We start from the raw sequence: 22,789 nt of genomic DNA, 5'->3' as shown, positions 1-22,789 counted from the left end.
ATGGCGTACCGTCGTGGTCATGAACGATCGGCAGAGCAGTCAGCATCCGGATGCCGGGCAGTACCCCCACACGCCGGGGCAGGACCCGGCGGGCAGCGGCCGGCCGCGTCAGGCCGGAGCGCACGCGCACACCGGCGAGCCCGAGGACAACCCGCAGCACAACACGGCGCCCGACGGCGTGCCCGGAGATGACGACGCGCCACTCGGCGGGGACGAGACCACCGAGGACCAGCTCGACGCCGACACGCCCGTGGAGCGCGACGCGCTGAAGAGCCTCGACCCCGACGACGCACCCGCCTGAGCGCGGCACCGGACTGAGCCCGATGCCGGGGCGAGGCCGCGGCGTCAGGCGCCGCGCAGCTCCAGGGTGCAGCACTTGATGCCGCCGCCGCCGAGGAGCAGCTCGGACAGGTCGACCATGATCGGGTTGTAGCCGCGCTCGCGCAGCTGCTTCTCGAAGCCGGTCGCGCGCGGCGAGATGATCACGTTGCGGCCGTCGGATGCCGAGTTCAGGCCGAACACGGCGCCGTCCTCGTCGGCGACCAGGATCGCGTCGGGGAAGCGCTCCTGCAGGATCTGCTGCGACGCCTCGTCGAAGGCGTTCGGCAGGTACGCGATGCCCGCCGTCTGGCCCTCTTCGACCACCGGGTCGAGCACCGTCAGCGCGGTGTCGAGATGGTAGAAGCGCGGGTCGACGAGGGTGAGCGTCACGACCTCGCGGTCGAAGACCTCGCGCACTTCACGGTGGCTGTCGCCGACGGAGCGGAAGCCGGTGCCGGCCAGGATCACATCGCCGGCGAGCAGGAAGTCGCCCTCGCCCTCATTGATCTCCTTCGGCATCACCGTGTCGAAGCCGTTCGCGCGGAACCAGTCGGCGAACGCGGGCGACTCGCCCTGACGCTGCTCGTAGAAGAACTCGGGCACGTATGCCCGCCCGTCGATGGTGAATCCGCCGTTGGCCGTGTAGACCATGTCGGGGTAGCCGGGCAGCGGCTCGATCAGCTCGACCTCGTGGCCCAGCTCCAGGTACAGGTCGTGCAGCTTCTGCCACTGCGCGACGGCCTTGGCAGTGTCGGTCGGGGTGGTCGGCTCCATCCACGGGTTGATCTTGTAGTCGACCGTGAAGTGCGTCGGCTTGCACATCAGGTAGCGGCGGTGGTGGGCGACCCGCGCTTCGACAGGCTCAGCGACCGAGGTCGTGGCGGTCGCGGTTTCAGGCGTGGACATGAGTGCTCCTCGTGAAGGTGCGGCGGACGCTGTCCATGGGCCTGGCGGAAGTTCGACCCGACCGCCTCTGCGAGGCGCGGGGAAGATGCGACACAGGCACACCACTTGTATTTTTGCATCCCGCGGCGCCTGACGCCAAGCAGGCCGCCGGAAGTCGTGTCAGTCCGCGAGCGGATCGATGCGCGTCAGGCCCGGAATGCCGTCGAACGCGGCATCCGATGAGGCGATCGTCTCGATGCCGTACGCGAGCGCTGTCGCGGCGTGCACGGCATCCCGTCCACGCATGCCGGTCGTCTCGATGAGCTCGAGCGAGCGCTCGAGGATCTCGTGGTCGAAGCTCAGCACGATGAGCAGGGGCTCGACCCTGCGCGCCGCCTCCACCGCCCTCTCCCGGGTATCGCGACGCATCCGGTGGAACACGAGTTCCTGCAGCATTTCCGTACTCGCATACGCGCGTCCTTGCCCTGACCACAGGGTCTGCAGGAACGCACGACAGCGACTGCGCTGCGGCTCCGCGCTCCCCAGCGCGTGAAGCACGACGGTCGAGTCGATGAGCACAGCGTCGGCACTCATCGAGCTGCTGCGTTCCTCGACGACGCGAGCCATCACCGGATCTGCCCCAGCGATGGCCGGTTCAGCAGATCCTCCTTGTGAGCCTCCCAGTACTCCGGAGTGATTCCGGGCACCGGATTCTCGTCCGCCCAGGCGAACAGCTGTGTCAGCGCAGCCTGCGCATCCACGCGCTTACGATCCATCCAGCCGTCCACCGCTTCGCGGACGTACGCACCCACGCTCATCTGCTCGGCCCGCGCCTCCGCTTCCAGCCGTGCATACTGCTCGGCTGAGAACAGCACCTGCACCCGCTTCTCCAAGGTCGCCATGCATCGATGGTACGCTGACCTGCACATGCGCGCCCGCACCTGCACAGCTCACGTCGAGGGATACTCGAACACGTCCCCCAGTGGTACCTCGAACTCGCGCGCGATCTGGAACGCCAGCTCCAGCGTCGGCGAGTACCTCTCCCCCTCGATGGCGAGCAGCGTCTGCCGGGTGACCCCGATGCGGCGGGCCAGCTCGGCCTGAGTGATGCCCCGCTTCTCACGGTGAGCACGGATGCTGTTCGTCACGCGGGTCGGCTTGACCATCAGACCAGACCCCGTCGATAGGCGATCACCCGGGCGACACCGCCGACGATGGAGGCGACCACGAAGCCGGCGAACATCGTGTTCGCGACCCAGAACAGCTCGGCACCGATGGCGCACAGCACGATCACGCCGAGTCCGGCGATGACGAGGAGCGCCTGCTCCACCCGCCCGCCCATGCGTCCGATGTCGCGGTCGCGCAGGTCGGATGCCGTGGCACCCTCCCGATCGCGGATGCCGGCGAAGATCCCCCAGACGATGATGATCAGGATGCTGAGGGCGATGCCCGCGGCGACGGCCCACACCATCGGCCAGATCCAGCCATCCGCCCCTCGCAGCAGTCCGATGTACACGCCGACCGTGACGAACGACGCGATCAGTCCGGCCCAGGCGGCTCGCTCGTGATAGACCATGATCCCTCCTCAATGTAAAAGATTTTTTACAACATCTCGCACATGAAGAGTATCGGCGGAATCGCAACGGTGTCAAGAATCTTTTACACGCGCTCGACTGTCAGATCCGATCGAGCTCAGCGGCGCGGGATGCTCGTCTCGCGCACGATCAGCTCGCTGGGGATGGCGTCCTCGGAGGGCTGCTCCTCGCCCGCGATCGTGCGCAGCAGCGTCCGCGCGCTGCGCCGGCCCTGCTCGCCGGTCCGCCTGGCCAGCGACGTGATCGACGGCACCGAGAGCTCGCACAGCATGGAGTCGTCCCAGCTGACCAGCGCGACATCCGTCCGCGCCGCGGCGCGCAGCGCGCGGATCACCCCGAGCGCCATCACATCGTTCGAGCTGATCACGGCGGTCGCGGGCCCCCAGTCCGCCAGCCGGTGCGAGACCAGCCGCTCCGCGGCGTCGAGGGTGTAGTCGCCCTCCGCGACCGTGACCCGCATGCGGTGCACCGCGGCGCGGTCGGCGATGGCCCTGCGCCGCTCCACCTCGTGGGCGAGGGCGAGCGGACCGGTGAGATCGATGATGTCCGTGTGACCGAGGGCGGCGAGATGGTCGACGAGCACGTGCGCGTCGGTGACGAGATCCTCCACCACCTGCCGTCCGGTCTCCGGCTCCACGCGCAGCCCGTGCATGACGAACGGCATCCCGAGCGAGCGCAGCAGGTGCGGCCGCGGGTCGTCGATGAGGCGGTCCAGCACGATCACCCCGTCGACGCGGCGCTCGGCGCTCCACTGCCGGTACACGTCGAGGTCGCGCCCCGGCTGCGTGCCGACCATCCGCAGCATCAGCGACTGCCGCGCCTCGGAGAGCACCGACTCGACGCCGCTGAGCAGGCTCATGTAGTACGGCTCCTGCCCGAGCAGCTCGGGATCGCGGCGCAGCACCATCCCGATCGTGTCGGTGCGGGAGCGCGACAGGGCGCGCGCGGAGGAGCTCGGATGCCATCCCAGCTCCTCAGCCAGGGCGAGCACTCTCTCCCGGGTGGCGTCTCCCACGCCCGGCCGGCCGTTGAGCGCGTACGAGACCGAGGCCACCGAGACCCCGAGCCGGTCCGCCATCTCGCGGATCGTCACGCGCTGCGTGGCGCTCTTCTTCCCATTCATCGATGACACTCTGACACGGCCGGGCCGGGGACGCCGCATCCGTCAGCGGATCTCCCGCACCTGCGTCCCGTAAGGGCCCAGGTCGACGTCGGCGGCGGGGGCGCCGTCGAGAGCGTGCAGCGCGCCGGATGCCACGACCGGCGTCAAGGTGCGCGGCTCGGCGTGCTGGCTGGCGAGAACCGCGAACCGGCGTCCGTCGGCGTGCTCGAGCACGTCGGCGAACACCCGGGGATCGTCGAGCACGATCGGCCGTCGCACGCCGGCCTCGGCGGCCAGCGCGTCGTAGAGCCGCCAGGTGTCCTCCGGGTTCACCCGGCCGAGCCGGGATGCCAGGTACTCCAGCGGATACGTGCACAGCACGGCCAGACCCGACCCGTGACGCCGGGCGATCAGCGCCGGCCTGCCGTGCGCGTCGGTCGCGAGGACCTCACCCTCGGTGACCGTGACGGGCAGCATCGAGCGCGCGTCGTCGGTGCCGGCGGCACGCACCCGCAACCGGTCGCCCGGTCTCAGCCCGGCGGGGGCGCCCAGCGCTCCGGTCAGCTCCAGCGTCACCAGCTCGTCGTCGATGGGTTCCACCAGCCCGTACGCCGAGTCGATCCGCACGCCGAACAGCTCCTCGGTGAACGCCCACCACGGCCCCCGCTGCGCGTTCGTCTCCCCGGCGGAGTACGAGGCGTACACCACGGCCCCCTCGTCGGCCAGGGCGACGAGCTGCCGCCAGGTCGGCCCGCACAGCTGCTTGACCGAGGGCAGCAGATACAGGTCGTACCCGGCCGCGATCCCGCCGTCCGCGCTCTCGCGCACCACGTCGACGGGCAGGTGCGCCTCCCGCGCGGCGGCGTACGCCTGCTCGCCCACGGCGACGATGTGCTCGCGCTCGGTCTCCCGGCTGAACGGATATCCCTCGGCGAGGTGGGAGGGGAGCACGAGCGCCGTCCGAGCCGCCGGGCGTCGCAGCCCGGCGGCATCCATCTCGCGCAGATCACCCGCGAACCGCTCCAGCTCGAGCAGGGCGGGCTTGGGCGCGCCGGCGCTGTCGGTGATGCCGAAGTGCAGCTCGAACGGGTGGTGCGAGTAGGGCCGTTCGGCGACGAGGTCGTCGAAGTCGGTGTTGTTCCAGGCGATCCACCCGCTCACTCCGGCGGTGAGCGTGTTGTAGAGCTGCTGCCGGTAGTACGAGGCGGCGCCCTCGGCGGACACGAACGCGTCGGTCACGCCGAACTCCTCGAGCACGATCGGCAGCCCGGCGATCCGGCAGAGCTCGGCGACCCACGCCGCCTTCAGATGCTGACGCACCTGGTCGCTCTCCATCCGGTACACGTGCGGTCCGACGAACTGCGTCAGCGCCGCGAGCTCGCGCACCCGGAATCCGCTGTCGTGGCCGGTGGTCTCGATGCCCCACGCCCCGTCTCCCACCGAGACCGGCTGCGTCGCCCCCGCCGCGCGGATCGCGTCGATCAGCAGCTGCGCCCACGCCGTCACGTCGCCGTGCGGAGCCTCGCCGCCGTAGATCGGCACCTCGTTGCTGAGCAGCCAGCCGGACACCGCCGGATGCTCGTGGAACCGGGCGGTCAGCTCGCGCACGTACCAGGCCTGCCTGCCCACGAACCACACGTCCCGGTACAGGTCGCGCCCGCCGCGCCAGGCCGGGTCCCAGTTCTCCCCCGACATGTGGCCGACGATGAACGTCGGGATCGTCGTCATCCCGGCATCCCGGTGCGCGTCGAGGAAGTCCGCGAACCGCGCGATGCAGTCCTCGTCCAGCCGGTCCGGCTCGGGGTGGAAATCCGGCCAGAAGAAGAACGAGCGCGTCATGTTCAGCCCGTGCGAGGCCAGCACCGCCAGCTCCTCGCGGACCACGCCCGGATCGTACCGGTCGGTCCACATCCGCGGACCACCGGCCCTCGACCAGAAGTTGGCGCCGATCCAGACCGGCAGCCCGGCGGCATCCGTCACTTGACCGCCCCCGCCGTGAGTCCCGCGACGAAGCTGCGCTGCAGCAGCAGGAAGGCGATGACGACCGGCACGCTCACCACCAGCGAGGCCGCCATGATCTGATTCCAGTACACGTTCACCTGCGTGGAGTACTGCTGCAGGCCGATCGCGAGCGTCTGGGTGGACCCGTTCGTCAGCACCGATGCGAACAGCAGCTCGCCCCAGCTGGTCATGAAGCTGTAGATGCCCACCGCGACCAGTCCCGGCCTGGCGGCCGGAAGCAGCACGTGCCACAGCGCGCCCATCGCGCCGGTGCCGTCCACCTTGGCCGCCTCGTCCAGGCCGCGCGGGATCGCGTCGAAGTATCCGGCCAGCATCCAGATCGAGAACGGCAGCGAGAAGGTGAGGTAGGTGATCACCAGCCCCAGCCGGGTGCCGATCAGCGGGATGCCGGTGGCCTGGGTCACGTTGATGAAGATGAGGAACAGCGGCAGCAGGAACAGGATGCCGGGGAACATCTGCGTGGACAGCACCGTCGTGCTGAACACGCTGCGCCCGCGGAACTTCCAGCGCGACACCGCGTAGGCGGCGAACACCGCGATCACCAGGCTCACCGCGGTGGCCGCCGTGCACACGATCAGGCTGTTGAGGAAGTACTGCGCCAGCGGCACGGTCTTCCAGATGTCGATGTACGGCTGGAAGGTGATGTTCTGCGGCCACCAGGTGAAGCTGTCCAGCACCTCACCGAGCGGCTTGACCGATGAGGTGATCATCACCCAGATCGGCAGCACGGTGAACGCCGACAGCACGATGATGGTCACGACGCGGAACACCCGCGTACCCGTCGTCTCACGCACGCTGGGACCTCCGGTTCACGAACAGCAGGTAGCCGATCGTCACGATCAGCAGGAAGATCAGCAGCAGCACCGACATCGCCGAGCCGTAGCCGAAGTTGAACGTCAGGAACGACGCGTTGTAGATGTGGAACGAGATCAGGTCTCCGGCCGGCGGCTGCGCCGTCTTGCCGAACAGCACGAACGGCGTGTTGAAGTCGTTGAAGGTCCACAGGAACATCACCAGCAGCAGCACGACGTTCACCGGACGCAGCATCGGGACGGTGATCGAGCGCCACTGCCGGAACGGCTTGGCGCCGTCGACGGCGGATGCCTCGTACAGCTCCTCGGGCACCGACTGGAGCCCGGCCATCAGCATCAGGAACGCGAACGGCCACAGCCGCCACACCGCCACGACCACCAGCGACCAGAACGCGTTGTCGCCGATGAGCCAGAACGGCTTGTCGCCGGGCAGCCCGAGGTTGTCGAAGAGCAGGTGGTTGACGGCCCCGGTGTCCTTCTGCAGCATGAACTTCCAGGCGATGATGCCCGCGTACACCGGGATGGCGTAGGGGATCAGGAACAGCGTGCGGAACAGCCCGCGGCCCGGGAAGCGGCGCTGCAGCGCGACTGCGGCCGCCATGCCGGCCACCCAGGCGAGACCGACCACGAGCACCGTGAAGCCGCAGGTCAGCAGGAACGAGTGCAGCAGCGACTCCCCCACCGCGCCGCTGAAGTCCAGCGACACCCGGTAGTTGCCCAGGCCCAGGAAGGGCGCCTCGCTCCAGTTGCGCAGGTACTGCTGGGTCAGCTTGATGAAGCTGATCCAGACCCCGGTGATCATCGGGATCAGGTGCACGAGCAGCTCGAACACGATCGCAGGCAGCAGCAGCACGTACGGCAGCCACCAGCGCGGGCGCCGTCTCTGCCGCCGCGCCCGGGGCGGGTCGGTCGTCGCCGAGCGCACCGGGCGCTCCGACACGGTTGCGGACATGTCCGTCACTCCTTCGTGTGGCCTCCGCGGCCGAAGGCCGAGCAGCCCTCGGCCGCGGTTGCGGTGGGCGGGATCAGCCGGCGGCCTCGACCTGCTGCTGCGTGGTCTCGAGCATGTCGGAGATGTCCGAGTCGGACACCGTCTTGCCCGTGGCGATCTGCGCGAACAGGCCGCTGATGCCCTTGCCGACGGTGCTCTCGAAGTCGCCCTCGCTGGCCACCTGCGGCAGCGGCTTGGAGCGGTTCTGGTAGGCGTTCATGAACACCTTCGCCTCGTCGGCATCGGTGGTGAACTTCGCCTCTGCGCCGTTGAGCACCGGCAGCACCGAGTACGGCACGGCCAGCTCGGACTGCACGTCCTCGCTGGTCAGGTACTTGACCAGCTCGAGCGATTCGGACAGGTGCTGGGTGTAGTCGAACACCGAGATGTTGATGCCGGCCGGGAAGGTCGAGATCTGCTCGGCGGCGTCGCTCGGTGCGGGCAGCGGGACCACGCCCCAGTCGCCCTCCTTCATCCCGTCGGCCTTGAGGGTGGAGTCGGCGTTGTTCTGGCTGAGGAACATCGCCGCCTTGCCCGATGCCAGATCGGCGGCGGCCGAGGAGGCGTTGTCGTACTGCGCGTTGGCGGGGTTGGCGGCCTTCTCGGTCTGCATCAGGTCGAGGTAGCGCTTGATCCCGGCGACGTTCTCGGGGGTGTTGAAGGTCGGCTTGCCGCTGTCGTCGTAGAACTCGCCGCCGTTCTGCGCCGAGGTCAGGAACGCGAAGTGGATGTTCTCGGTGTAGCTGCCTGCGGCCAGCGTCAGCCCCCACTGGTCGTCGTGGGTGAGCTTCTTGGCGTCGTCGACCAGCTCCTCCCAGGTGGTCGGCGGCTGCAGGCCGGCGTCGGCGAACATCGCCTTGTTGTAGTACAGGCCGTACGCCAGGCCGTAGAGCGGCACCGAGGTGGGCGTCTCGCCCGGCGCACCGCCGGCATCGAGCGCGGTCTTCACGAACCGGTCCAGCCCGCCGATGGCCTCGGCGTTCTTGCTGTCGAACTCGGCGAACGCGCCGGTGGACTGGAACGCCGCGCCCCAGGTGTTCCCGATGTTGACGACATCCGGGCCCTGCCCGCTGGTGATGGCGGTCTGGATGCGGGTCTGCAGCTCGTTCCAGCCGACCACCTCCAGGTCGACCTTGATGCCGGTCTCCTCGGTGAACTTCTTCAGCACCGGGGTGAGCACCTCTTTGTCGTTGTCCAGGCTGGTGCCCTGGTTGCTGGCCCAGTACTTGATCGTGACATCGCCGCCGTCACCCGAACCACCGGTCGAACCGGCTCCCGAGCAGCCGGCCAGCACCAGGGACAGCACGCCCACGGCACCGGCCGCGGCGAACGCCTTCCTCTTCGCTTCCACGTCTGACTCCTTCGTCTCCTACGGCCCGGCTCCCGGCCCGTCGTCCCTCTCTTCGCGACACCCGGCGGGTCGACGCGTCCCTGAGGGGGATCCGAGCGCTAGCGTAACTTAACCGGTTAGGCTAGATTGATCACGATCACGTAACGGCCTCCGCGATCGCGGAGGCCACCCCCAGAGAGGCGACGCACCGAAATGACCACTCCAGCGCCGAAGGCACAGCCGACGACCCCTTTCCCGGACGGGTTCGTGTTCGGGACGGCGACAGCGGCCTACCAGATCGAGGGTGCCGCGCGCGAGGACGGCCGGGGCCCGTCGATCTGGGACACCTTCAGCCACACCCCCGGCCGGGTCGCCCACGGCGACACCGGTGACGTGGCCTGCGATCACTACCACCGGATGGATGCCGATCTGGATCTCATGGCGGAGCTGGGCGTGGACTCGTACCGCTTCTCGATCTCCTGGCCCCGCATCGTGCCGTCCGGCCGCGGCCGCACGGCCCAGGCCGGTCTGGACTTCTACCGGCGCCTCGCCGACGGCCTGCGCGAGCGCGGCATCCGTCCCCTCGCCACGCTGTACCACTGGGACCTGCCGCAGGCGCTGCAGGGTGCCGGCGGCTGGGACGCGCGCGCCACGGCGGCGGCGTTCGCCGACTACGCCGGCGTGGTCGGCGAGGCGCTCGGCGACCGCATCGACCGGTGGACCACGCTGAACGAGCCGTGGTGCTCGGCGTTCCTGGGCCATGGATCGGGCGTGCACGCGCCGGGCATCACCGACCCCGTGATCGCGCTGCGCGCCGCGCACCACCTGAACCTCGCCCACGGACTCGCGCTGCAGGCGCTGCGCGCGGTCGTGCCGAGCGGAGCGGAGTACTCCGTCTCGCTGAACCTGCAGGCCATCCGTCCCGACGATCCCGACTCGGCCGAGGACCGGGACGCCGCCCGGTGTCTGGACGCGCTGGCGAACCGCGTGTTCACCGGGCCGATGCTCGACGGCGCCTACCCGCAGGACCTGCTGGACGACACCGCGAGCGTGACCGACTGGTCGTTCGTGCAGGACGACGATGTCGCGGCGATCCACCAGCCGCTGGATGCCCTGGGCATCAACTTCTACTCCACCAGCAGGGTGCGCCGCTGGGACGGCACCGGCTCGAGCAACCACTCGGCCGGGCACAACCAGTCCGCGGCCTCGCCGTGGCCGGGTGCCGAGAGCGTGCAGATGCTCCCGCAGCCGGGTCCCTACACCGACATGGGCTGGAACATCGACCCGAGCGGGCTGCACGAGCTGATCATGCGGATGCACCGCGAGCACCCCGAGCTGGCGCTGATGGTCACCGAGAACGGGGCAGCGTACCCCGACGAGCTCTCGGTGGAGGGCGGCGAGCGCCGGGTGCACGACCCGGAGCGCATCGACTACCTGCGCCGGCACCTGGAGGTGGTGCTGCAGACGATCGCCGAGGGCGCCGACGTGCGGGGCTACTACGCGTGGTCGTTCATGGACAACTTCGAGTGGGCGTACGGCTACGACAAGCGCTTCGGCCTGGTGCACGTGGACTTCGACACGCTGGAGCGCACACCCAAGGACAGTGCGCGGTGGTACTCGCGCGTGGCCCGGTCGCGGATGCTGCCGGCCTGACCGGCCGCCGGGCGGCTGTCTCCTGCGCGCTCAGATGACCTCGGCGCTCCAGGGGTCGGGCGTGCCGAAGCGGTGCGCGGTGATCGAGATCGCCTGCTCGTGCACGAACGGCAGCAGCTCCAGCCGCCCGGCAGAGGTCACCTCGTTGTCGTAGACGGCGAGATCGGGATCGCCCTGCACGGCATCCGCCAGCGCGTGGTGCAGGCCGGCGACGGCATCCCGCCCGCCGACCAGCCGCACCCGCGCGACGCGGGCCGCGTCGGGTGCGGGATTCCGCATCCGCTCGATCCACTCCGCATCGCTCTCCACCGCCACCGGCACCTCGAGCGCCCCCAGCTCGGCGCGCACTCCCGCAGGCACGCCCTCGGGCACGGAGACGAAGAAGTCCGCACCGGAGCGGATGCCGGCCAGCACGACCCGCAGGATCGCGGCGAGCGCCGCATCCGAGGCCGCCCGCACGGAGACGGGCACCGGCCGGTAGCGGAACAGGTTGCGCTCCACGCCCAGCTGCGAGACGTCGCGCACCTGGCCGAACTCGCGATCCCAGGCCACGGCGTCCGACAGCGCCGCCTGCCGCAGCCATTCGAAGGAGTCGAAGTCCAGCGATGGCTGCGCCGATTCGATGAGACCGGAGATCCGTGCGTCCAGGCCCCGCAGGTGCAGTGTGCTGGACGACTTGCCGCGCGGCTGCGAGCGCCAGGAGCCGAGCCCGATCAGGTAGTTCGGTCCGCCGGCCTTCGCGCCGGGACCGACCGAGGAGCGCTTCCACCCGCCGAACGGCTGCCGCTGCACGATCGCGCCGGTGATCCCGCGATTCACGTACAGGTTGCCGGCCTGCACCTCGTCGAGCCAGAGCGCGAGATCGGCCGGGTCCTGGGTGTGCAGCCCGGCGGTCAGCCCGTAGGCGACGGCGTTCTGCAGCCGGATCGCCTCGGCGAGGGTCGTGGCGTGCATGATGCCGAGCATCGGGCCGAAGAACTCCTCCAGGTGGGTGCGGGATCCGGGCTGCACGCCCACGCGGATGCCGGGGCTCCACAGCCGGCCCGTCTCATCCAGGGACCGCGGCTCCACCAGCCACTGCTCCTCGCCCTCCAGCTGGGTGAGCGCCCAGGCGAGCTTGCCCTGCGGCCTCTCGATCACCGGTCCGACCTCGGCCTGCGGGTCATCCGGCCACGCCACGCGCAGCGACCGGGTGGCATCGACCAGTTGCCGCGCGAAGCGCTTGGACCGGCCGACCGGCCCCACCAGGATCGCCAGCGACGCGGCGGAGCACTTCTGCCCCGCGTGCCCGAAGGCGCTGTGCACGAGGTCGGCGACGGCGAGGTCGATGTCGGCGGTCGGGGCGATGATCAGGGCGTTCTTGCCGCTGGTCTCGGCCAGCAGCGGCAGCGCCGGCCGCCACGAACGGAACAGCGCGGCGGTGTCCCACGAGCCGGTGAGGATCACCCGGTCGATTGAGGGATGCGAGATCAGCTGCTGTCCGAGCTCGCCCTCCTCCACGTCGGCGAGCACCAGCACGTCGCGCGGGACGCCGGCCTGCCACAGCGCCTCGGCGATCACGGCCGCGCAGCGGCGCGCCTGCGGGGCGGGCTTGAACACCACGCCCGACCCGGCGGCGAGCGCGGCGAGCACTCCCCCGGCGGGGATCGAGATCGGGAAGTTCCACGGCGGGGTCACGACGGTCACCCGGGCGGGCTCGAAGCGTGCGCCGGCGACGCCGTCCAGCTCACGGCAGGTCGCAGCGTAGTAGTTCGCGAAGTCGATGGCTTCGCTGACCTCCACGTCGCCCTCGGCGAAGGTCTTGCCGGTCTCGACGCCGGCGATCTCGATCAGCTCCGCTCGCCGGCCGGCGAGTGCGGCGGCGGCGCGCAGCAGCACCTCGCTGCGGTCGGCGGCGGGGCGCGCCCCCCAGGCGGATGCCGCGTCGCGGACGCGCGTGAGGGTCTGCTGCAGCATCCGCTCGTCGTCGATGCGCGACGCCCGCAGCGTGGCGACGCCGAGACCCGCCTCGTGGGTCGTCGAACCCGTCGTGGGTGCGGCCATCCGGTCGAAGACGCCGCGCGCCCACTCGCGGTTGGCGGGCAGCGCAGGGTCGCTGTCGGGGACGTTCGCGAACCCGGGCGCGCCCGTGCCGGAGCCGGGGAGCTCCTGGCGGGAATAGACGGCGGTCTGCAGGAAGGGGTCGGAGTCGGCATCCATTCCCCCGTCATCGGACGAGCCGCGGGCGATGCCGAGCACGAGCCCGGTGAGATCCTCGGTCTGCGCCCGCGGCCGCGTGAGGGGGCGGACGGACTCGTGCATCGGCGCCAGACGGTTCTGCGTGCGGCGCGGCCCGGTGTGCAGGGACTGATCGCGCGCCCGGCTGACCGAGTCGACGAAGCGCAGCCGCTCGCGCTCGAACAGGGCGGGATCGCTCGCCAGGTCGAAGGCCGCGGAGAGGAAGTTGGACGACGACGCGTTCTCCTCCAGCCGTCGCACCAGATAGCTGATCGCCACGTCGAACTCGTCGGGGTGCACGACCGGCACGTACAGCAGCACCGGACCGACGGTGCGCGAGACGGCGGTGACCTGCGCCTGGGCCATGCCCAGCAGCATCTCGAACTCCACGGCCGCCCGCACGTCGCGCTCCCCGGCCAGCAGCCAAGCGTAGGCGATGTCGAACAGGTTGTGCCCGGCGACGCCGATGCGCACGGCGGCCGTGCTGCGCGGGTCGAGGGCGAAGTCCAGGCAGCGCAGGTAGTTGGCGTCGGTGTCGAGCTTGGAGCCGTACGGAGCCTGGGTCCAGCCGTGCAGCACGGCGTCGACCTTCTCCATAGCGAGGTTGGCGCCCTTCACCAGGCGCACCTTGATCGGCGCGCCGCCGTGCTCGACCCGGTCGCGCGCCCACGCGGTGAGCTCCTGCAGCGCGGGCAGGGCGTCGGGCAGGTAGGTCTGCAGCACGATGCCCGCCTCGAGGTGCGTCAGCCGCGGATCCTCGAGCAGGCGGGTGAACACCGCGACGGTCAGGTCGACGTCCTTGTACTCCTCCATGTCGAGATTGATGAACGTCCGGTTCGATGCGGCCGTGAGGTACAACGGGAGCAGTCGCTCGACGGCCTGCTCCACCACCTGGTCGAACGCCCACATCGAGATGCGGCTCATGATCGCCGAGACCTTCACCGACACGTAATCGACGTCGTCGCGCCGGATGAGGTCGTGGATGCCGTCCAGCCGGCGCTTCGCCTCGGCCTCGCCGAGCACGGCCTCGCCGAGCAGGTTGAGGTTCAGCCGGGAGGATGCCGCGGGCTGCGACGACGGGTCGGTCCGGCCCGACGGCATCCGGATCCTCGCCAGCGCGGCGCCGAGCTTCTCGGGCCTGGCGTCCACGATCAGGTGACCCACCATCTCGCGCAGCACCCGGCGCGCGATCGGCACCGTTGGCACCGGGAGCGCCGGGGCGATGCCGCCGCCGACGCGGACGATGCCGCGCAGGTACCAGGGCAGGAACTCCGGGGCGAGCGGCGCGACGCGATGCAGATTGGATGCCGCCGCCATCGCGCTCTCGGGACGCATGACCCCGTCCACGAAGCCGAGCGTGAACGGCAGGCCGTTCGGATCGCGCAGCACGCCGGCCAGGCGCTGCGCAGCCGGGTCGACCGGGATGGATGCCTCCTGCTGCACCCACTGGCGTGCGAGTTCGACGGCCGCGTCCTCCAGACGCGCCCCCGGTGCGTTGGACGACTGCTCAGACATGCCTACAGCGTAGGTCCCCCGCGCCGGTTCTATGCTGATCACGTGACCGTCGCGCCACCATCCGCCGATCAGCAGGAGCCCGCCGAGGGCCGCACGCTGGTCACCCGCGTGCGGCGCATGGCGAGCCTGATCCCCACGCCCTGGCTGATCACCGGCTGCGGGGCGGTGCTGCTGGCGGCCACGGCGGCGTTCGGCGGCCTGCAGACCGTGCCGCCCGAGCCGGTCCCCACCGTCTCGCTGGGCGAGGAGTACTCCGGATCCGACCTGCAGTTCACGGTGCAGGGGGTCGAGCTGCGCGCCGAGCGCGGGAACGCGGCATCCTTTCCCGACCAGGCGAAGCAGCAGAAGGTGCTGGCCGTGATCGTCGACGTGGTCAACACCTTCGGCACGCCCCGCCTCGCGGTGGGCGGCGCTCTGGTCTCGCCGATGGTCGACGGCATCCGCGTGGACGGGATCGACGTCAAGCCGGCGATCGCCTACGCCGACGACAGCGCGGGCGCCGTCTGGCTGCAGCCCGACGTGCCCGTGCGGCTGGTGGTGTCGTGGGTGGTCGGCGCGCACGACCTGAGCGACGGCGACGAGGTGAGGCTGTCGCTGCCGGATTCCACGCACCGGGTCGGGACGAACGTGCAGCGCAGCGTGGATCTCTGGGACGAGGTGGTCGTCGGCGCCACGCTGACCGCCCCGGTGCGGGAGATCCCGGCGAGCGAGAAGGATGCCGCATGAAGCGGGTGATGCCGTGGCTGCTGACCCTGGTGCTGCTGGCCGGCGCGTGGCTGCTGAACTCGATCGCGCTGCCGGAGGGCTCCTCCGAGGAGAGCTTCTTCACCCGCGCCACGGTGGGAGAGGCGGCCACGGCCCGCAATCTGGAGCTGACGGTGACGGATGTGCGCGCCGCGCGCGGCATCGCCGACCCACGGGGCTGGTCGGCGCAGGGCACCTGGCTGGTCGTCGAGCTGGATGCCCAGGCGCTGACCACGCAGTACGCCGCCTCGCTCGGCTTCGCCGAGCTGACGATCGCCGATCGCGTCTTCCGCGCGACGGAGCGCGGCGAGACGTTCTTCCGCGGGCGGCTCGTCCCCGGCGTGCCCCGCAGCGGTGCGATCGCGTTCGAGCTGCCCGGCGATGCGCTGCAGGGCACGGCGACGCTGCGGCTGGGCGTGCCGTCGGATGCCCGGTACGACGGCCTCGTCGAGCTGGCGTTCGACGCGGAGGACATCCCTGTCGAGGACGCGATCACTCTCCCGACGACGGATTGGACGCGGTCGTGAGCGGCCCGGAGACGCGGCCCGGGTGGTGGCGCACCAACCGGCTGGCGCTGATCGCACTGGTCGTGCTGATCCCCGCCGTCGCCGTCGGGGTGGGCTGGAACGAGTGGCACTTCTACTACGGCTACGGGTTCCGCAAGGTGACGGCCGTGCAGGTGCCCGACGAGAAGTCCGTGCACCTGGCGGGCGCGGAGTGGGGGCCGATCCGCAACGGCGAGATCACCAGAACCGAGGGGCTGAACCTGCCGGAGGGGACCCGGCTGCTCGCCGCGATCGTGCCCGTGGCGCCGGACGGCGAAGCCGTGTCGTGCGATCCGCCCATGCTCGTGCAGCAGAGCACGGGCCGGGAATGGACGCCGGTGCGCTCCGAGGTGGGACTCGCCTACGACTCGAACGAGCCCGACAAGTGCATCAGAAGCCTCGCCGATGAGGACGACCCGGCGTCGGCGCAGCCCTATTCGCTCACGGCGGGCTTCATCGTTCCCGACGACGTGGAGGGCCCGTTCTGGCTCGAGATCGCACCGTCCGGCGACGGGCGGTTCGTCAGGTTCTCGATCGATCCCTGACCGCCGGTGGTCTGCGGCTTCCGGCCGGCCTGCAGCACGGCATCCGGAAGCACTCCCGCGGCATCGGCGACCGCCCGCACGTCGGCTTCGTCCTGCATGACGATGCCGGCTTCCACGCGCTTCTGCTGCCGCGTGCGCAGCGTGCCGAGCGTGGCGTCGTATGCGCCGGCGATCACCGCGATCCGGGTGGGCTCGGTGAGCAGCAGCGGCACCAGCGACACCAGCGGCAGGGCGATGCCCCAGAACACCAGGTCGTGGGGGCCGATCGCGCGCACCGCCCCGTACTGCAGCCAGGTCTCCGCCGTCTTCACCGCGACGTGCAGCAGCGCATACGAGGCGACGAGCACGGGACCGGCGCGCCACATGAGAAGCAGCGCGCGCCCGATCGGCACGAACCGCGAGCCGAGCTCGTCGCCCAGGTCCTTCAGCCGCCGCAGGAGCGGGTTCGGGATCACGGCCGCGTGCTCGCGCAGGTTCGTGAGCAGTTCGTTCTGGATGCGCAGCTTCTCGGCGACGATCGCCTGGCCGTAGACGACGCCGCCGACGGTGAGCCACGCGAGCGGAGCCAGCAGCACAGGGCCGGCCTCCGAGAGCAGCCACCCGATCCCGTCCCACGCCCAGCGCAGGGGCGCGACAGCATCCAGCGCGCCGTCGCGCACCTGCTCCCACCAGGCGACCGCTGCCCTGGCATCCACCCAGGCCTTCACCCGATCGGTGATGTCGCCGATCACGATCACGGAGAAGAACACCCAGACGACCTCGAGGTAGACGGCCAGCGGCGAGACCCAGCCGGGGATGCGCTGCTGCCACTTCGTCCACGCCCAGCGCGCCGCGAACGCGACCACGATGATGCCGGCCGTCCAGATGTTCAACGGAAGGTTCAGCACCGAGTCGGTGCTGTCGAGCACGCCGCCGGTGGTATCCAGCGTGCCGCCCGGCGTCGGCGCCCCGTCGGGCGTCAGCGCGGTCTGGAAGATCATGTCCGTGCGCTCGCGCAGTGCGCGGGCGGAGTAGGCGACGACGTCGTCGCGGAGCAGGCCCTGCCCCCAGTAGACGGCGAAGAAGGGCAGGATGCCCGCCAGCAGCGCGGTGAGGAACGTCGTGCGGCGTTCAGCGGCCGACTCGGGCTGCGGCGCGATGGCGTTCAGCTCGCGCAGGCCGTCGCGCAGCACGAGGAACATCGCGACGTAGCTGATCAGCCGCGCGAGGATCGCGATGGGGAGGATGAGGAACCCCACGGTGGCCGAATGCGCGCCGACGACGCCGGCCAGCTGCACCACGGCGTAGTGCACGGCCACGCCGCCCAGATACCACGCCAGCATGGCCGGCCAGTGCCGGGCCAGCGTGCGCCCGGTCGTGACGAGGATCGCCTTCACGGCATCACGTTATCGCGAGTCGTGCGGTCTCATCGCCCGTCGTGCGGTCTCATCGCGAGTCGTGCGGTCTCATCGCGAGTCGTGCGGTCTAGTTCCAGGGCATCGCCAGGAACATGACCGAGGTGATGAACGCGCTCGTCAGGAACGCGAGTCCGGCCAGGACCACCGAGACGATGCCCAGCACCTTCCCCCGCCCGCTGCGGATGGCGAGGATGCCGAGCACGATGCCCACGATCGCGAGGACGAGGCCGATCACCGGGATCCAGCCGCCCAGGAAGGCCACGCCGGCGACGATGATCGCGGCGATCGCCATGCCGCCGACGCCCGGCGAGGACGGGGCGCCGTAGGCGCCGTAGGCGGCGGGGGCGCCGTAGCCGGGGTAGGTGGTCACCGGATATCCCTGCGGGGAGTACGTCGGCTGCTGCTGTGGGTAGTCGGCGTAGGGCGGCTGCGACGGAGGCTGATACGCCGGAGGCTCGGACTGCGCGGCCGGCTGGTACTGCGCGGACGGCTGGTACTGCGCGGACAGCTGGTACTGCGCGGACAGCTGGTACTGCTGGTCGGGCAGAGGCGGCTGGTACTGAGCCGACGGCTGGTACTGCTCCGGCGCCTGGAAGGCCGGCGGCGCCGGGGGCGGCTGCACCGGCGCGGGTGGTTGCACGGGCGCGGGTGGCTGCACCGCATCGGCGCCGGCGTTCGACGGGTCGTAGGACATGGATCTCCCCTTTGATGACGCTCCTCAGCTTAGAGTGCGGACGGTCATCGGGTGGGGCAGCCGGGTGCGGTGGGGTCTTCGTTGCAGGTGTGGGCGACGAGGGCGGTGTGGGCTTCGTAGATGCGGATGCTCTGTTCGGGGCCGGGGATGGTGAGGGTGCCGGGGACGGGGATCCAGCCGGTGCCGAGGTCGATCTCGGCGGTGTAGATGGTTTCGGCGGTGGCGGTGTAGGTGCCGCGTTCGGCGTAGACGTGGCTGGTGTCGGTCGGGGTGAACTGCGGCACGTGCAGGTTCTCCCAGGTGGTGCCGGGGGTGGTGGTCGTCGCTGTCGTGGTGTCGCCGTAGTCGAAGGTGAAGGATGCCGGGGTGAAGCGGGCGGTGATCGGGTAGCCGAACAGTTCCCCGTCTCGGGTGTGCACGTCGGCGTCGACGATGAAGTTGGTGGGCAGGCCCGCCACACCGAGGTTGTGGGGTTCCCCGGTCAGGGTGGCGGGCGCCGGGGCGAAGGAGGCCAGGTCGGTGATCGTGACCGCCGGGAATCCCGGATCGGCCGGATCCTCCTGCTCCGGGTCGTGGTCCGGGTCGTCGGTGTCGGGGCGGATGCAGTGATCGGGCAGACTCGTCCACTCCAGGCACAGCCGCTCCAACGGCACCTGCGACGCCCCCTCACCGGGCGACCACGCTGAATCCATCAGCGAATCAGCCCGACCCTGCCCAGCACCGGATCCGTCGACCACCGGGGTTGTGCGGACTTGACTTCTGGAGGGAGGTCCGCCCCGGTGACCCTCAGTTCCAGGTGCGGTCTTGCTTGCCGCTGTCTTCAGCACGTCGCTGTCGATGCTTGCCACGAAATCGGTGCCACCCAAGCCCCGTGTATCAGGCGGCGGCGGGTCGACCTGAGCGGGCAAACTGATGAGCATCGCACCAACGACTGCGATTACTGGCGTCAGTCCGCGCATTTCTTCTCCCGGTCATCGTCGGCATGGGAGATGAGCAATCCGTCGCCCTCCTGGACGAAAGTCACGACTGCGGTGTAAGTGTCAGGGCGATCATCCGGAACGATCGACGCGCCGGTCTCATCAGTGATATCGGTATCGCTCACATCGACGGTCACGCACCCGACCACCTGCGCAAAGGCCCCTGATGTGGTGAGCCCATGAAATCCACGTACGACTGTGTTGCCCGTCAGCGTGAATCCTTCCGCGTGCATTGTGCTGAGGTTCTTCTTATCGCGGCTTTGGAAATCGCCCGTCGTCTCTTCGAAAGCAGGCTCGAACGTCTTCGGGTCGCTGGTGTCGACGTTGTTCAGCGCATCTGTATAGGCCCGGTAGGTCCTCTCAGCCGCAGCGAACGCCTCCTCGTCGCTGGCGAACAGCTGCGTCTTCGTGGGTTTCGGCTTCGGCGCAGGCTCCGGCGTGCAGGCCGCGAGCATCCCGAGAGCGAGCATCCCGGCGGACAGCGCACCGAGCGCGCGGACGGTGGTCGTCGTGGCAGTCACCCGGACACGGTAACGCGAACAACCTGACGCGCGCAGAAGTTATCCACAGGCTCAGAACGGTGAGCCCGTATCGCCTGGCGGTCGTGACCGATCGTGTTCGATGGGGTCTGGGGGCCCGGAGGGCGTGAACATGACGCGGCGGGGTGGCCGGTCGAGGTGGGTGGTGCCGTCGGGAGCGGTCCATTGGAGGGTGCCGTCGGGGAGTTGCCGGGCGGCCCATCGGTGCGCGTCGGGCACGCTCGGGTGTTTGAGCGTGTGGTGGGCCGGGCACAGATGGGCGAGGTTGTCGAGGGAGGTGGGTCCGCCCAGCGCCCAGTCGCGGGTGTGATCGGTCTCGCATCGGTGCAGCGGCTGCCGGCAGCCGGGGAATCTGCAGTGCTGGTCACGTGCACGCAGGTAGCGGCGCATGCCGGCGGTGGGCTGGTACGTGTCGGTGTGAGTGACCATGCCGTCCGCGTCGAGGAACAGGCGCGTCCACGAGGTCGCTCTTCCTGCCAGGGTGCGAGCCGTGTCGGGGTGGAGTGTTCCGGTTCCGTCGAGTTGGGCAGGTTTGTCGTCGCGTCCGCTGAGGGTGCTCCCGTCGATGGTGACCTGGATGCGGGCGGTGATGTTCTCCATCCCATCGCCGAAGACCGTGGACGGGTCTGCGGCCAGGAGCAGGTCGCTGAGCAGTTCGGCGCGGATCTGTCCGATCGGGCGCGGGTCTTCCGGAATGATGATCGGGACCGGGCCGCGTTCGATGATGCGATCCATCATCTCCAGGTACGCGTCGATCGCTTCAGGAGTGCTGGCCGGGTCGCCCTCGTCAGGGCCGTGCCACACGAACGGGTCGATCGTGAATGTTCCCTCAGCGGTGATCACTTCCACAGCCCGATCGGCTTCGGCCAGGAACTGCTCATCGACCGGGAGGGCGGGATGCCGGTCCTCGCCGTGCTGCTTCTGGTGGCGGACCATCGTGTTCAACCGGTCCATGATCGCCTCGGCCCGGTGGGTGGGCAGCAGCGCTGTCAGCAGCGACAGCTCGTCATCGACCGGGCGGGACTTCACGTCCTGCTCCGTCAGGGCGTCCCGATGCCGGTCGGTGACCGTCTGCGGTGCGAGCACGGCCGCCAGCTCCCGGGCGTGAGCGCGTGTGCGGGCCGGGGACTCCGTCTCAGCGAACTCGATCGCCGCGGCCTGGAACAGCCCGAGTAGGTCGGGCGGGATGCGTTCCTCACGGATCGCGGCCTGCACCGCAGAGGCCGCGGTCAGGATCTCCCGCACATGCGCGACCGTGATCGCGCCATCCTCGAGCGCCTCACGGAGCGCACCGAACTCCTCACCCAGCATCCGCGCGTCAGCGAACGCATGCTCGATGGTTCCCTTCGCCGCACGCCCCGCCACCGTGAACTCCGCGATCATCGACCGTTCGATCACCCGCCGATGCATCGGTGCCTCAGCGACATCCTCGTCCAAGAGCTCCAGCCGCTGACCCAGCAGCGCCGCCGCACGCGCCTCGAGCGCATTGATCTGCCGCCGCACTCGCACCCACTCCTCACGCAGTGCGACCTGACGGTCGGTGCGCGTGACGGGCGAAGTCTTCATACCCACGAGTATAGAACAAAGATTCGAACAACGGAAGGGCCGGGAACTGCCGGACCGCATTCCGTCTCGCTGGCGCTCGCTCAATGACCGGGAAGGGAAGCTGGCGCTCGCTCAAATGACCGGGGGGGGCGGGAGCGCCGAGGACAGTCAGCTCCAGACGCTGGGGGCGGGCTTCCTCGTGGAGGGCAGAGCCGACGCGGACGCCCACTCGTGAATCCACTCATCAGCATCCGGGACGCCCGACGGCCTTCCCACGGCGGCGAAGAGCTCGTCGTGTCCCACCGTGCCGCCGCTGCGGCGCAGCATCCGCGCCCTCACGATAACGCGCGCGTACACCTCGCCGTCGACCACGGCCCGGTGCTCCAGGAACACGGCCCTGTCGTCGTGCCCGACGAAACGGGACTCCACATCGAAGCGCTGCCACAGCTGCAGCGACTTGCGGAAGGTGACCGTCTCGCTGGAGACGACCGCGTACCAGCCGCGCTGCTTCATCGCATCGAACAGTCCGGTTCTGATGAGCAGATCCCAGCGGCCCAGGTCGAACAGGGACAGGTACCGGCCGTTGTTCATGTGCCGCAGGATGTCGATGTCCGTGGGCAGCGTGGTGAGCCGGATGCGCCCGATCGCGGCGGACTCCAGACTGCGCCCACGGCGCACGGCGACCCGGGCGCGGAGGATGACGAGAAGCGTGCGCCAGATCACATTCACACCCGCCGATGGTAGTGATCCTCGACAGATCACCCAAGTCCGTTGGATGGATGCTACAGATACCGCTCCTGGTTACCGTCCGATTTCACCTGCCGCGCCCTCGCGCGTAGAGTCACGGCATGAGCGCCGAAGCCCAGCCCGAGATCATCGTCCGTCCGGTCCGCGATGTGGATGCGGAGGCCCTCGGTCGCGTGCACGCGCAGACGTGGCACGAGACCTACGACCACCTGATCAGCAAGGCCGCGCTGGAGCGGATCTCGCCCCGTCGCATGGCCGAGCTGTGGACCAACTGGGCCCGTCAGGGCGACGACTTCAAGATGAGCGCTGCGCTCGTCGACGGGGAGATCGTCGGCTTCGTGGGCTCGGGACCGGCCCGCGACAAGGACGCTCCGGCGATGAGGGAGCTCTACTTCATCTACCTGCTCGACGCCTACCACGGCACCGGTCTCGGCCAGCAGCTGTTCGATGCAGCGGTCGACGAGGGCGAGCCGCTGTACCTGTGGGTCGCCGAGGACAATCCCCGCGCGCATCGCTTCTACGTGCGCAACGGCTTCGCGCTCGACGGCGCCACCCACACCGAGCCCTTCCTGGGCGAGACTCTCACCGAGGTCCGCTTCGTGCGCTGATCCCT

The 22,789-nt window shown here is 69.8% G+C and carries 23 protein-coding genes; 6 read left to right on the top strand and 17 right to left on the bottom strand.

Annotated features, from left to right (window positions below):
• Window positions 1-19: 19 nt before the first annotated feature.
• The gene (locus tag Q9R19_RS11145) at window positions 20-301 is read left to right on the top strand and encodes a hypothetical protein (RefSeq protein ID WP_311256456.1); all 282 of its coding nucleotides are present in this window, start codon (window positions 20-22) and stop codon (window positions 299-301) included.
• A gap of 44 nt (window positions 302-345) precedes the next feature.
• Here the strand turns inward: Q9R19_RS11145 and ddaH are convergent, their stop codons facing one another.
• The 10 genes from ddaH to Q9R19_RS11095 form a co-directional block, all read right to left on the bottom strand.
• Window positions 346-1,227: a dimethylargininase gene (ddaH, locus tag Q9R19_RS11140; protein WP_311256455.1), complete on the bottom strand. Its 882-nt coding sequence runs from the start codon at window positions 1,225-1,227 to the stop codon at window positions 346-348.
• 159 nt (window positions 1,228-1,386) lie between these two features.
• Window positions 1,387-1,800, bottom strand: a complete 414-nt coding sequence (locus Q9R19_RS11135; RefSeq protein ID WP_311256454.1) for a type II toxin-antitoxin system VapC family toxin — start codon at window positions 1,798-1,800, stop codon at window positions 1,387-1,389.
• A 32-nt stretch (window positions 1,801-1,832) separates the two neighbouring features.
• Window positions 1,833-2,108 (bottom strand): hypothetical protein, encoded by a 276-nt coding sequence (locus Q9R19_RS11130; RefSeq protein ID WP_311256453.1) that lies wholly within the window; start codon window positions 2,106-2,108, stop codon window positions 1,833-1,835.
• A 48-nt stretch (window positions 2,109-2,156) separates the two neighbouring features.
• Window positions 2,157-2,372, bottom strand: coding sequence for a helix-turn-helix transcriptional regulator (locus Q9R19_RS11125; RefSeq protein WP_311256452.1), 216 nt, complete (start codon window positions 2,370-2,372; stop codon window positions 2,157-2,159).
• Window positions 2,372-2,782, bottom strand: a complete 411-nt coding sequence (locus Q9R19_RS11120) for a hypothetical protein (RefSeq protein ID WP_311256451.1) — start codon at window positions 2,780-2,782, stop codon at window positions 2,372-2,374. Before Q9R19_RS11120 ends, Q9R19_RS11125 begins: the two co-directional genes overlap by 1 nt.
• A gap of 116 nt (window positions 2,783-2,898) precedes the next feature.
• Window positions 2,899-3,924 (bottom strand): LacI family DNA-binding transcriptional regulator, encoded by a 1,026-nt coding sequence (locus tag Q9R19_RS11115; RefSeq protein ID WP_311256450.1) that lies wholly within the window; start codon window positions 3,922-3,924, stop codon window positions 2,899-2,901.
• Window positions 3,925-3,966: 42 nt separating this feature from the next.
• The gene (locus tag Q9R19_RS11110) at window positions 3,967-5,883 is read right to left on the bottom strand and encodes a cellulase family glycosylhydrolase (protein WP_311256449.1); all 1,917 of its coding nucleotides are present in this window, start codon (window positions 5,881-5,883) and stop codon (window positions 3,967-3,969) included.
• On the bottom strand, window positions 5,880-6,719 hold the full coding sequence (locus tag Q9R19_RS11105) for a carbohydrate ABC transporter permease (RefSeq protein WP_311256448.1): 840 nt from the start codon (window positions 6,717-6,719) through the stop codon (window positions 5,880-5,882). Before Q9R19_RS11105 ends, Q9R19_RS11110 begins: the two co-directional genes overlap by 4 nt.
• The gene (locus Q9R19_RS11100; RefSeq protein WP_311256447.1) at window positions 6,712-7,689 is read right to left on the bottom strand and encodes a sugar ABC transporter permease; all 978 of its coding nucleotides are present in this window, start codon (window positions 7,687-7,689) and stop codon (window positions 6,712-6,714) included. Before Q9R19_RS11100 ends, Q9R19_RS11105 begins: the two co-directional genes overlap by 8 nt.
• A gap of 73 nt (window positions 7,690-7,762) precedes the next feature.
• On the bottom strand, window positions 7,763-9,079 hold the full coding sequence (locus Q9R19_RS11095; protein WP_311256446.1) for a sugar ABC transporter substrate-binding protein: 1,317 nt from the start codon (window positions 9,077-9,079) through the stop codon (window positions 7,763-7,765).
• A gap of 192 nt (window positions 9,080-9,271) precedes the next feature.
• Between Q9R19_RS11095 and Q9R19_RS11090 the strand changes: the two genes are divergently transcribed.
• The gene (locus Q9R19_RS11090; RefSeq protein ID WP_311256445.1) at window positions 9,272-10,711 is read left to right on the top strand and encodes a GH1 family beta-glucosidase; all 1,440 of its coding nucleotides are present in this window, start codon (window positions 9,272-9,274) and stop codon (window positions 10,709-10,711) included.
• 30 nt (window positions 10,712-10,741) lie between these two features.
• Here the strand turns inward: Q9R19_RS11090 and Q9R19_RS11085 are convergent, their stop codons facing one another.
• Complete coding sequence (locus Q9R19_RS11085; RefSeq protein WP_311256444.1) at window positions 10,742-14,443, bottom strand: bifunctional proline dehydrogenase/L-glutamate gamma-semialdehyde dehydrogenase; 3,702 nt, start codon at window positions 14,441-14,443, stop codon at window positions 10,742-10,744.
• Between the two features lie 42 nt (window positions 14,444-14,485).
• Between Q9R19_RS11085 and Q9R19_RS11080 the strand changes: the two genes are divergently transcribed.
• The 3 genes from Q9R19_RS11080 to Q9R19_RS11070 are packed head-to-tail and all read left to right on the top strand — an operon-like array spanning window position 14,486 to window position 16,277.
• Entirely contained in the window at window positions 14,486-15,169 is a 684-nt protein-coding gene (locus Q9R19_RS11080; protein ID WP_311256443.1) for a hypothetical protein, read from the top strand.
• The gene (locus Q9R19_RS11075) at window positions 15,166-15,714 is read left to right on the top strand and encodes a hypothetical protein (RefSeq protein WP_311256442.1); all 549 of its coding nucleotides are present in this window, start codon (window positions 15,166-15,168) and stop codon (window positions 15,712-15,714) included. Before Q9R19_RS11080 ends, Q9R19_RS11075 begins: the two co-directional genes overlap by 4 nt.
• Complete coding sequence (locus Q9R19_RS11070; protein WP_311256441.1) at window positions 15,711-16,277, top strand: hypothetical protein; 567 nt, start codon at window positions 15,711-15,713, stop codon at window positions 16,275-16,277. Before Q9R19_RS11075 ends, Q9R19_RS11070 begins: the two co-directional genes overlap by 4 nt.
• Here Q9R19_RS11070 and Q9R19_RS11065 read toward each other — a convergent pair.
• From Q9R19_RS11065 to Q9R19_RS11040, 6 genes are all read right to left on the bottom strand, one after another.
• Complete coding sequence (locus Q9R19_RS11065; RefSeq protein ID WP_311256440.1) at window positions 16,166-17,653, bottom strand: hypothetical protein; 1,488 nt, start codon at window positions 17,651-17,653, stop codon at window positions 16,166-16,168. The two genes, Q9R19_RS11070 and Q9R19_RS11065, sit on opposite strands and share 112 nt — an antisense overlap.
• A gap of 88 nt (window positions 17,654-17,741) precedes the next feature.
• On the bottom strand, window positions 17,742-18,368 hold the full coding sequence (locus tag Q9R19_RS11060) for a hypothetical protein (RefSeq protein WP_311256439.1): 627 nt from the start codon (window positions 18,366-18,368) through the stop codon (window positions 17,742-17,744).
• 44 nt (window positions 18,369-18,412) lie between these two features.
• Window positions 18,413-19,060, bottom strand: coding sequence for a hypothetical protein (locus tag Q9R19_RS11055; protein WP_311256438.1), 648 nt, complete (start codon window positions 19,058-19,060; stop codon window positions 18,413-18,415).
• Between the two features lie 254 nt (window positions 19,061-19,314).
• On the bottom strand, window positions 19,315-19,866 hold the full coding sequence (locus tag Q9R19_RS11050) for a hypothetical protein (protein WP_311256437.1): 552 nt from the start codon (window positions 19,864-19,866) through the stop codon (window positions 19,315-19,317).
• 51 nt (window positions 19,867-19,917) lie between these two features.
• Window positions 19,918-21,450, bottom strand: coding sequence for an HNH endonuclease signature motif containing protein (locus Q9R19_RS11045; RefSeq protein WP_311256436.1), 1,533 nt, complete (start codon window positions 21,448-21,450; stop codon window positions 19,918-19,920).
• 147 nt (window positions 21,451-21,597) lie between these two features.
• Window positions 21,598-22,158, bottom strand: coding sequence for an acyl-CoA thioesterase (locus Q9R19_RS11040; RefSeq protein WP_311256435.1), 561 nt, complete (start codon window positions 22,156-22,158; stop codon window positions 21,598-21,600).
• Window positions 22,159-22,277: 119 nt separating this feature from the next.
• On the opposite strand from Q9R19_RS11040, the gene Q9R19_RS11035 reads away from it, so the two are divergent.
• A complete protein-coding gene (locus tag Q9R19_RS11035; protein ID WP_311256434.1) occupies window positions 22,278-22,784 on the top strand; it encodes a GNAT family N-acetyltransferase in 507 nt (168 codons plus the stop codon).
• The last annotated feature ends 5 nt before the right edge of the window (window positions 22,785-22,789 follow it).

Origin of the sequence: Microbacterium sp. ARD32 (assembly GCF_031844385.1) — a bacterium.
Lineage (GTDB): Bacteria > Actinomycetota > Actinomycetes > Actinomycetales > Microbacteriaceae > Microbacterium.
The sequence above is the reverse complement of the archived record's forward strand: the minus strand, read 5'-3'. Positions and strand labels throughout refer to the sequence as shown.

Bases quoted from the DNA above. Each gene is read 5' to 3' on its own strand.
- Q9R19_RS11090 (WP_311256445.1), top strand. From the start codon at position 9,272: ATGACCACTCCAGCGCCGAAGGCACAGCCGACGACCCCTTTCCCGGAC.
- Q9R19_RS11125 (WP_311256452.1), bottom strand. From the start codon at position 2,372: ATGGTCAAGCCGACCCGCGTGACGAACAGCATCCGTGCTCACCGTGAG.
- Q9R19_RS11085 (WP_311256444.1), bottom strand. From the start codon at position 14,443: ATGTCTGAGCAGTCGTCCAACGCACCGGGGGCGCGTCTGGAGGACGCG.
- Q9R19_RS11100 (WP_311256447.1), bottom strand. From the start codon at position 7,689: ATGTCCGCAACCGTGTCGGAGCGCCCGGTGCGCTCGGCGACGACCGAC.
- ddaH (WP_311256455.1), bottom strand. From the start codon at position 1,227: ATGTCCACGCCTGAAACCGCGACCGCCACGACCTCGGTCGCTGAGCCT.
- Q9R19_RS11045 (WP_311256436.1), bottom strand. From the start codon at position 21,450: ATGAAGACTTCGCCCGTCACGCGCACCGACCGTCAGGTCGCACTGCGT.
- Q9R19_RS11035 (WP_311256434.1), top strand. From the start codon at position 22,278: ATGAGCGCCGAAGCCCAGCCCGAGATCATCGTCCGTCCGGTCCGCGAT.
- Q9R19_RS11130 (WP_311256453.1), bottom strand. From the start codon at position 2,108: ATGGCGACCTTGGAGAAGCGGGTGCAGGTGCTGTTCTCAGCCGAGCAG.
- Q9R19_RS11120 (WP_311256451.1), bottom strand. From the start codon at position 2,782: ATGGTCTATCACGAGCGAGCCGCCTGGGCCGGACTGATCGCGTCGTTC.
- Q9R19_RS11060 (WP_311256439.1), bottom strand. From the start codon at position 18,368: ATGTCCTACGACCCGTCGAACGCCGGCGCCGATGCGGTGCAGCCACCC.
- Q9R19_RS11145 (WP_311256456.1), top strand. From the start codon at position 20: ATGAACGATCGGCAGAGCAGTCAGCATCCGGATGCCGGGCAGTACCCC.
- Q9R19_RS11055 (WP_311256438.1), bottom strand. From the start codon at position 19,060: ATGGATTCAGCGTGGTCGCCCGGTGAGGGGGCGTCGCAGGTGCCGTTG.
- Q9R19_RS11135 (WP_311256454.1), bottom strand. From the start codon at position 1,800: ATGAGTGCCGACGCTGTGCTCATCGACTCGACCGTCGTGCTTCACGCG.
- Q9R19_RS11115 (WP_311256450.1), bottom strand. From the start codon at position 3,924: ATGAATGGGAAGAAGAGCGCCACGCAGCGCGTGACGATCCGCGAGATG.
- Q9R19_RS11075 (WP_311256442.1), top strand. From the start codon at position 15,166: ATGAAGCGGGTGATGCCGTGGCTGCTGACCCTGGTGCTGCTGGCCGGC.